Origin of the sequence: Streptomyces sp. NRRL F-5123, from assembly GCF_000721495.1 — a bacterium.
Taxonomy (GTDB): domain Bacteria; phylum Actinomycetota; class Actinomycetes; order Streptomycetales; family Streptomycetaceae; genus Actinacidiphila.
On record NZ_JOHY01000066.1, the window covers coordinates 25,168 to 34,229 of the forward strand.

General features: G+C 71.2%; 6 protein-coding genes and 1 riboswitch. Of the genes, 1 reads left to right on the forward strand and 5 read right to left on the reverse strand.

The window, feature by feature from the left end:
* Window positions 1-181: 181 nt before the first annotated feature.
* A riboswitch (cyclic di-AMP (ydaO/yuaA leader) is annotated at window positions 182-344 on the forward strand.
* Window positions 345-355: 11 nt separating this feature from the next.
* Window positions 356-1,639 carry a M23 family metallopeptidase gene (locus IH54_RS0133670; RefSeq protein WP_234344158.1) on the forward strand — a complete coding sequence of 428 codons (1,284 nt, stop codon included), beginning with the start codon at window positions 356-358 and terminating at the stop codon, window positions 1,637-1,639.
* A 314-nt stretch (window positions 1,640-1,953) separates the two neighbouring features.
* On the opposite strand, the gene IH54_RS0133675 is transcribed toward IH54_RS0133670, so the two are convergent.
* The 5 genes from IH54_RS0133675 to IH54_RS0133695 all read right to left on the reverse strand — a co-directional run bounded on the left by IH54_RS0133675 (window position 1,954) and on the right by IH54_RS0133695 (window position 8,956).
* Window positions 1,954-3,045 carry an MBL fold metallo-hydrolase gene (locus IH54_RS0133675; RefSeq protein WP_063762426.1) on the reverse strand — a complete coding sequence of 364 codons (1,092 nt, stop codon included), beginning with the start codon at window positions 3,043-3,045 and terminating at the stop codon, window positions 1,954-1,956.
* Window positions 3,042-4,103 carry a helix-turn-helix domain-containing protein gene (locus IH54_RS0133680; protein WP_159012231.1) on the reverse strand — a complete coding sequence of 354 codons (1,062 nt, stop codon included), beginning with the start codon at window positions 4,101-4,103 and terminating at the stop codon, window positions 3,042-3,044. The genes IH54_RS0133675 and IH54_RS0133680 overlap by 4 nt, the downstream gene beginning before the upstream one ends.
* A gap of 35 nt (window positions 4,104-4,138) precedes the next feature.
* Window positions 4,139-4,888 carry a helix-turn-helix transcriptional regulator gene (locus IH54_RS0133685; RefSeq protein ID WP_031524350.1) on the reverse strand — a complete coding sequence of 250 codons (750 nt, stop codon included), beginning with the start codon at window positions 4,886-4,888 and terminating at the stop codon, window positions 4,139-4,141.
* Between the two features lie 268 nt (window positions 4,889-5,156).
* Window positions 5,157-8,309 (reverse strand): DUF3427 domain-containing protein, encoded by a 3,153-nt coding sequence (locus IH54_RS0133690; protein WP_031524352.1) that lies wholly within the window; start codon window positions 8,307-8,309, stop codon window positions 5,157-5,159.
* 77 nt (window positions 8,310-8,386) lie between these two features.
* Complete coding sequence (locus IH54_RS0133695; protein ID WP_031524355.1) at window positions 8,387-8,956, reverse strand: Uma2 family endonuclease; 570 nt, start codon at window positions 8,954-8,956, stop codon at window positions 8,387-8,389.
* Window positions 8,957-9,062 lie beyond the last annotated feature (106 nt).

A 9,062-nucleotide genomic window follows, 5' to 3' on the forward strand; every position in this document is an offset into this window, starting at 1 on the left:
GTAACAACTGGCGAACACTCACATCACTGCCCGGCCACGCCGTGTGTCCGCTTCCTCCCTTCTCCGTATACCCTGCCCGTTTGCTTCCCACCCCCAACTCTTCGATTCGGCTTGGAAAACCCGTCCGGCTCTATTAACGTTCGATAACGCAGCGCGGTCGTCACTGCCGCCGACAGGCGGCACCGTGCGCTTGCCGAATCCCGTCCGCGGGAACCGGGGACCCGCCCTTCCGTCACCACGGAAGGGGTCCAATGGGGTGAATCGGGGGGCCGTCAGGCCGTCCGTAGGAGACCTTCCTGCTCCGAACCCGTCAGCTAACCCGGTAGGCGAGAAGGAAGGAAAGGAGTGCGCCCCCGTGGCGTCCAACCAGCCTGCCTACGCTCCGACCCCGGTGGCAGAACCGACCGGGCAGTGGCACTTCGGAGAGCCCGGCGAGCGCTTCTCGCCCGACGGCCCCGGATATCGCCCCGGCGCCCCCGCCACCCCCGAAGTCCCCGGCTTCCAGGGCTTCCCCGGCTCGGCCGCCCCGCTACCGGCACCCGCCGCAGTACCCGCCCCCGAGGTCCCCGCGCAGACCGGCTCCCCCCGGCCCGGCGCCGACGGCCTCCCGGGCGACGGCCCGCGCAGCCAGCCGCGCCTGCCCCGGCAGCGCGGCGGGCTCCCGGGCCTGGGCGGCGGCCTGAGCAGCGCGGCCACCGTCGGCTCGGCCGTTCTCGGCATGGCGGCGATGGCCGCGGTCGGCACGTCCGGCGTTGCCGCCGCGGCCGAACCGCTCGCCGCCGCCCCGCCGATAGCGGCTCCCGACCTGTCGGCCGCACCGGCGGCTCCCGCCGCCCCGGCCGCTGTTCCCGGCGCCGCGCCCGCCGTCCCGCTGCCGGACGTGGCGGTCGGCACCCCGTCGTACGACCCCGCAGCCGTCACCCGGGCGGCAGCCGCGGCCCCCGCCGCCGAGCGCACCACCGAGGCCCAGGACGCCCCGTGCGCCGAGCCCGCCGCGGAGAGCGCCGACCCCGGCGAGGCGCTGTGCAGCCGCATCATCGCCCAGGTCACCCAGCAGCGCGCGGACGCCGAGCGGCGCGCCCGCGAGGCCGCGGAGCGGATCGCCGCGGAGAAGGCGGCCAAGGAGGCCGCGGCCCGCAAGGTCCGCGAGCAGGCCGCCGCCGCCAAGGCCGAAGCCGAGGCGAAGGCCAAGGCCGCCGCCGAGGCCGCCGCGCAGGCCGAGGCGGAGCGGCTGGCGGAACTCGCCGCCTCCTACGTCAAGCCGGTCGCCTCGTACACGCTCACCAACGCCTTCGGCGAGTCCGGCAACATGTGGGCCACGCACACCGGCCAGGACTTCGCCGCCCCCACCGGCACCCCGGTCCACGCCGTCCACACCGGTACGGTCACCTCGGCCGGCTGGGCGGGCTCGTACGGCTACCGGGTGGTGCTGCGGCTCGACGACGGCACCGAGCTCTGGTATTGCCACCTGTCGACGATGGTCGCCACGGACGGCCGCGTCACCACCGGCGACACGATCGGCCGGGTCGGTGCGACCGGCAATGTACCGGGCCCGCACCTGCACCTCGAAGTACGCCCCGGCGGCGGCGCACCGGTCGACCCGGTGCCGTGGCTCCACGGCCATGACGTCGCCGTCTGAAATCCGGCGCGAAACGCCACGCCGAAACGCACGCACGTACGGATATTCGCGCATAAGCTAGGCAGTAGGCATAGGCTTGCAGGTATCGGAGGGCGGGCGCGCAGCCTGCCCCCCGGTCCCGGCGGATTCACCGAAGACGCACGACACCGTTGTGCGGAGGAAACACCGCAGGAGTACGGTCACGGCACGGGCCCTGCGCCCGCTCCGGCCCCCAGGAGCCGCCGCGGCCCCGGCGTTCACCCCCCCCGACGCCGGGGCCGTCGGCATCTCCAGCCCACGGCCCCGCCCCGTACCCCCGGGCCCCTCGCGGTACGTCAGCTCCCCGCGCCGCCCGCGGCCGCCGTACCGTCCGCCCGCACCGCCGCTCCCGCCGGGTCCCGCGGCGCCTCCGCCTTCTCCCGCCCGCCGCCGTCCGCCGCGGCCGCGGTGTCCGCGAAGCCCGCCGCGAGGCCGACCAGGGCGACGAGGTCGGCCCGGTCCGTCGCACCCTCCAGGGCGCGGTATTCGACGGCCGCGAGGATCGCCATCCGCTCGCTCAGCCCCCACTGCGGGTAGGGGTCGGCCGCGAGCAGATCCGCGGCGAGGACGGGCAGCGGGCGCCCTGCCGCGTGCCCGCGGTGGATGACCTCCCGCAGGTCCAGCAGATAGTCGGCGTAGCGCCGCACGTCCGCCGGGGTCATCACCGGCCCGTGCCCCGGTACGACGACCCGCGGGTCGCACTCCAGGATGCGCACGCACGCGGCGTGCACCGACTCCAGCGGCCCCGCCCAGTGCACCGGGTGGTCCTCGTTGAAGACGACGTCCCCCGCGCACACCACGCCCTCCTGCGGCAGGTGCACGATCAGGTCGCCCGCGGTGTGCGCCGGGCCGACCTCGATGAGCCGCACCGCCACCCCGTCGACATCCAGGTCGAGTTCGCCGCTGAAGGTGCGGTTCGGGTGCAGCGGCGTGACCCCGCCGAAGTCGCCGTAGCGCGCGAAATGCCGCCGCATGTACGCCCCCATGGGCGTGGCCGGGTCGGCGGCGGCCACCAGCCCGGCCAGCACGGCGGGTTCAGGCTCCGCGCACAGGTGCTCGCCGTTGGCGTCGGTGGCGATGACGTCGGCGCCGGGGAAGAGCGCGTTGCCGTACGAGTGGTCGCCGTTGCCATGGGTGTTGACGACGGTGCGGACCACGAATCCGCCCTCGCCCTGGCTGCCGTTGCCGAGCCCGGCGACGAGCCGTTGCAATTGCCGGGTCATTCCGGCGGTGTACGGGGTGTCGACCAGCAGCGCGGTGCCCGGGCCCGTACCCCGCCCGGTGACCACGACGCAGTTGGCCATGCCCCACGTCGCGTGGCCGTCCGGGAGCCAGGCGTGGACGTTGGGTGTCAGCGACCGCAGCGCCTGCGGAAGAGGGAAGCTCATGGGGCCCAATTGTGCGGCCCAGCAGGGCTTTTCGCCGTATCGGCGGTGCTGTGGGCGGTGGCGGTCGCCACCTGCTCCTCCGCTTTCCCGGCCGCCCCGACTGCCTCGACTGCCCCGGCCGACCTCGCGGTGCCCGACCTCGCGGTGCCCTCTCTCGCGGTGTCCGCGGTGATGAAGCGGCGCCCGGCGTCCGCGAGGCCCTCCGGATCGACGGGCGCGGTGGCGGGGGCCGTGAGGGCGGGGCCGTGCCGCGGCTCCTCCCCCTGGTCGAAGAGGACGAACATCAGCCGCCCGCCCGGCACCCCGAAAGGCCCCGCCGTGCACAGCGTCACCCACCCCGGCCCGAGCTCGGCGTGCACCAGCGGCAGCGCGCTCTCCGCCCGCGGCCCGATGTACTCGCCGGTCGGCGCCTCCAGGAACGGCGCGACGACCGGGTCGCGCATGGCGTCCGCGTGCAGTTGTGCCAGCGGCCGGTCGTGCGGGTTGGCCACCACGGCGGCGCGCAGCTGCGGCACGAGCCGCGGCAGCCAGCTCTCCGCCCAGTCCCCGAGCACCTCCCGGGCCTCCGGGTCCAGCAGCATCCAGCGCATCGTGTTGCCGGGCACCTCGCGGCGCGGGAAGAGCCGCGCGAAGGCGGCGTTGTACGCGACGACGTCCCATGCCGCGTCGTTGACGTACGCCATCTCGTGCGAGCCGCGCAGCACCCGCTCCCAGGGGCTGGGCACGGCCCTGCCCAGCTCCGGGTCCAGCCGGTAGGCGGGCGGCACGCCCGTCGCGTAGAGGACCAGCGCCTCCCACTCGTGGTCCGACAGCCGCAGGATCCGCGCGACGGGCTCCAGCAGCTCCGCCTCGATCGCGGCGAGCCGCCCGCGCTCCACGTAGCCGTACTTGTGCTCGGGCCAGCCCAGCAGCCGCGTCATGTGCTCGTGCGTCAGCCCGCTGACCTTGCGCCCGCGCGGGTCGGCGCGCGGCGCGAGGCCGAACTCGCCCGGGTCGACCCGCGCCCTGGCCCGCGCGAGAAGCGTCTGCATCGCCTCGCGGTCGCGCACTGCCCTCACGGCTCCCTTCCGGCCCGCCCGCCGGCCGGCGACCCTCACAGGTCGCGCGGGTCGACCTCCCGGGCAAGCTTGTACCCCGCTTCGAAACGGCTCCCCGCGCCCAGCCGTTCCATCAGCGCGGCCATCACCGACTGTACGTCCGGAGTGGTGATACCCAGCTTTCTGGCGATCCTGTCATCGCTGTAGCCGTTGGTCATCAGCCGGATCACCGCCCGCTCCCGCTCGCCCAGTTGCGCGTGGTGCGGCCCCGGCGAAATCCGCGACAGGGGCGTGCCGCGCCGCCAGTACGACTCGTATATCGCCGCGAAGGACGAGGCCAGCAACTCCCCGCTGACCCGCACCAGCGGCGGCTCCTCCGCCCCCGACGCCGCCGCCCGGGCGGCCAGGCACACCGTGTGCCGGTCGAAGACCATGAGGTCGTGCGGCAGGTGGTCCAGCACCCGCACGCTCACCCCGGCGTCCGACACCTGCCGCAGCCACGAGGCCTTCTCCGGTACGGCGAGCAGCGCCCGCGGGTACATCGCCCGCACCCGCACCCCGCGCCCCGACATCGCCGCAGCGGCCTCCACCTCCGCCTGCCCCGGCCCAGCCACCAGCATCCCGTCGGCGCTCTCCACCACCGACCCCGCCATCTCCCCCAGCAGACTCCCGTACTCGTCCCCCGTCGCCCGCGGGTACTGCTCCACGACCAACCGCTCCGCCTGCCCCCCGACATCCAGCCGGAACACCGCCCCCGCAGCCCCCTCACCTCCGAACCGCGCCTCCGACCACACATCCGGCTCCACAGGCCCCACCCCTCCTCAACTCACCCCGCCTGACGCCATCCACCGGCCCCAATCCCCGCCCGATCCCGCGCAGGAGGCCCGCCGATGTCTGGCGCCCCGTCAGATACAGAGTGTTACAGGGGTGTCACGCGTTTTCCAGGCCGAATCCGTCGAGGAAAAGAACCCCCACAAATGATGCGATGTGGGGCCTGTGGCCCGCCGCCATCCCCGGCCCGGGCCCGCCGCACGGGCGTCCCACCGTGATTGCTGACGCGCTGGGGCCTGACGGTCAACTGGCGGCGATCGCCGAGTACGTCCACACGTCTGCGGGCATGCGGTGCCGGAGTTCCCAGACGATGCCCATCGGCCTGCTCCCGCGGTACTCGACGAACTCCGCCGGGCCCAGCAGCATCCACGGCTGCGGGCCGCCGATGTCCGTGTGCTTGAAGCGTCGAACGAACAGCAGGACGTGGGTGCCGCGTTCGCGGTGCGTGCGGTAGCGGACGCCCGTGGGCGAGGTATCGGAGGTCGTGCTCTGGCTCTCCCAGTGGAATCGGGTCTCGCTCATCGCGAAGTCCCGGTAGCGCGTCTGCGGAGAGAAGTCCTTCGCGTCCTTCTCAAGCGTCACGAACAACGCGTCGGTGGCGATGCTCGGGCACCATCGCACGCCCTCCCGGAAGTTGTTCGGCGTGTAGCCGCCCAGCGCGGTCTGGTCGAGCGCGGTGAGAATCTCCTCGCGGTTGTACGAGCCGTATACGGACAGCGGAAGTCCGGAGTGGTCCCCGAGGAGCGGGACGGGCGTGTGCTCCGTGCGGGCGAGGTTGTACGCCAGAAGCTGCCGTATTTCATCGCGGAAGTCGGTCTGCGTCGCCAGCGAACGCAGGGCCGCGCCGTAGTCCGCGAAGGTGTCTCCGTTCGGCCAGAGGGAGAAGACGAGCATGCGCGCGTATGCCTGGAGTTGCGGGTCGAGGACGTCGTAGTCCGGTGTGTCATCGGAGAGGAGGCGCGTGTAGGCGTCGATCCGTACCGGGTCGTCGACGTGGTGGAACGCGGTGGCGCGCTTGAGGAGATGGACTTCTCCGGTGGGCGCGTCCTCGGGGAGCATCCGGGCGCGTCGGAGCAGTCCTGTCCAGGAGTTTCCGCCACGGTAGATCTGCCGTAGGTCGCGGCCGCTTTCCCTGAGGTAGTCGGCCAGCACCGGCCTGGCGTATTCGGAGATGTCTCTGGCCAGTTGGGGCGCGTTGATGCCTATGCGGTCCTTGATGTTCTTGAGGATGCGCTCCTTGGCCTTGCGTTCGAGGATGATCTGGCAACCCGAAGGAAGCTGGGGGAAATCCTGCTCCACGCTCGTCGCGAGTCGGCTGCGGCGGAGGTTGGTCAGAGCGCTGAACTGCACCTCGAAGTTGAACTCGGCGCGGTGCTGTCCGATGAAGTCAAGGATCGTGAGGACGGCCTTGCCTTCGGTTCTCCGCAAGCCGCGGCCGAGTTGCTGGAGGAAGACGGTGGCGCTCGACGTCGGGCGCAGGAGGAGAAGGGTGTCGACATCCGGGATGTCCAACCCCTCGTTGAGCAGGTCGACGGAGAAGATCACGTTGAGCTTGCCTGCTGCCAGTTGCGTCAGCGCGTCTCGCCGCTCCTCCTTCGGAGTCTCGCCTGACAGGGCGACGGCCTTCAGATTCGCCTCTCGGAAGCAGGCCGCCATGTAGTGGGCGTGCTCAACGGAGACGCAGAATCCCAAGGCGCGCATCGCACCGGGATCTGCGATCTTGTCCCGCACGGCACGCAGGACGAGCCGTGCGTGTGCGGTGTCGGCGGTGAGGATGTTGCTCAGTTCCGTTACGTCGTAGCCCTGGGAGCGGCGCCGCCACGTAACACCCCTGAGGTCTGTGGTGTCGGTGACGCCGAAGTAGTGGAAGGGACTGAGCAGGTCGTTTTCCAGCGCCTCCCAGAGACGCATCTCGGCCGCGATCCTGCTGCCGAAGAACTCGTCCTGGACACTAGGTCCGTTCATCCGCTCAGGGGTGGCGGTGAGACCCAGAAGCTCGATGGGCGCGAAGTGCTCGATGATCCGGCGGTAGGTCTTCGCCGTGGCGTGGTGGAATTCGTCGATGACGATGACGTCGAAGTGGTGCGGGTCGATTTCTCGTAGGCGCTCAGCCTTGAGCGACTGGACGCTGGCGAAGACATGCTTCCAGCCCGTCGGGATGTCCCCGGAGTGCAGGGCCTCGCCGAGGTTGGCGTTCCCGACGACCTCCTGGTAGGTGCGCATGGACTGGTCCAGGATCTCCCGCCGATGCGCTACGAAAAGCAGCCGCAGGTCTCGTCCGTGCTTCCTCTGGAGCGAGCGGAAGTCGAGCGCCGCCATGACGGTTTTCCCCGTGCCGGTCGCCGCCACCAGCAGGTTTTGGTGCCGATTGTGCACCTCGCGCTCGGCTTCCAGCCGTTCCAGCATGTCCCGCTGGTACGGATACGGCCGTACGTCGAGACCGGAGAGCGTCAACGTCGGCCGTCCACCCGACATGCCACCGGCTGCCACGCCGAGCGCTCGCGTGAGACGGTCGCCGTCGCGACCGGGGTCGTACGGTTCGAAGGTCGCCTCGCTCCAGTAGGAGTCGAAGGTGGCCTCGAACTTCCGCATCACCGCCGGGGTGGCCACGGAGGACAGCCGGACGTTCCACTCCAGCCCGTCAAGCAGTGCCGTCCGCGACAGGTTCGAACTTCCCACGTAGGCAGTGTCGAATCCGGTCCTGCGGTGGAAGAGCCACGCCTTGGCGTGCAGCCGGGTGGATCTCGTCTCGTAATTGATCTTCACCTCGGCCCCGAATTCCCGGACCAGACGGTCAAGGGCCCGACGCTCGGTGGCGCCCATGTACGTCGTGGTGATGACCCTGATTTTTGCCCCGCGCTCGCGTGCGGCCCTGAGCGGCTCTTCGAGGACGCGCAGGCCGTGCCACTTCACGAAGGCGCAGAGCAAGTCGATGCTGTCGGCGCTCGCCATCTCCGCGCGCAGCTCGAAACCGAGGTTCGGGTCTTCCGGGGAGTTGGTGATGAGCGCCGTTTCGGACAGCGGTGTCGCCGGGCGGTGGATCTCGTACACGCCCGGAGCCTTCCGCTCCGCGATCGCCAGCAGCTGACGCGGGCCGTCCATCACCGTGCTGATCCACTCCTCGGCGCCCGGCAATGTCCCGAGGGAGGCGAGGATCTGGTTTGTCGCCACGACCTGTTCAGCAGGGGAGAGGTCCCGCAGCACGTGCTGGACCGAGGTGCTGATATGCCGCGCGAGGACATGCGCGGAGGACTCCGGGCGCACCTGCCCGTCAACCGCGAACAGCCGTTCAGTATCCAGCCGGGCCACTCGCTCAGCGAGGTCGCGGGTGATCAACTCCTCGTAGATCCCCGTCGCCTGCTCATCAAGGCCGTTTGTGCCTGCGGCGCCTGCCATCGAACATCTCCCCCCAGAGCTGCGAGTCCGGGTTCATTTGTAACAGCAGGCACAGACAAGAGCGGGTGAAGCCCAGCTCAGGACGCGGCCGGGTACGGGCGGAGCTCGGTCGTCTGGAGGGTCCACGGGCCGACAGCGACGGGGGAACCGAAGGCGTAGTCGTGCCGCGCGCGGTAGCGGGGGCCTTGGGCGGTGGGGCCGGGGTCTGAGAAGGCGGTGAGGGTGGACTTGCGGGGGTCCACGACGAGGTAGTGGGCGATGCCCATGGCCGCGTGGTCACGGACCTTCTCGACATGGTCGTTGGTGTGGTTGGAGGGTGAGACGACCTCCACGACGAGCAGGACGTCCCCAGGAGCGAACGGGTCCGTGGTGTCCTCATCAAAGGCGGCGCGGGGTACGACGATCACGTCAGGGCGGCGGAGCCGGCCCAGGGAGGGGTCTTCGACTTCGCCGCCGGTGTGTGCGACGAGCGACGGGTCCAATCGGCTGTCGAGTTGCTGCCGGATGCGCAGTGCGTTGAGCTCGTGCCGTCTCGGCGGCGACATGATGACGATGATCGAATCGTCCGTGATCTCAAAGCCGCGTATGCCGTCCGGCGCCTCATGCGCCAGTTCCTCTGCGACCGCCCGCACCTGCGCGTAATCCATGGGGACCCTCTGCTACAAATGCCTGCCCTGCGGCGGCCCGTACGGGGTCGGGGTCGGGGCCGCGTACGGGTGTGGGGGGTACGGCGGGGGCCAGGGGGTGTACGGG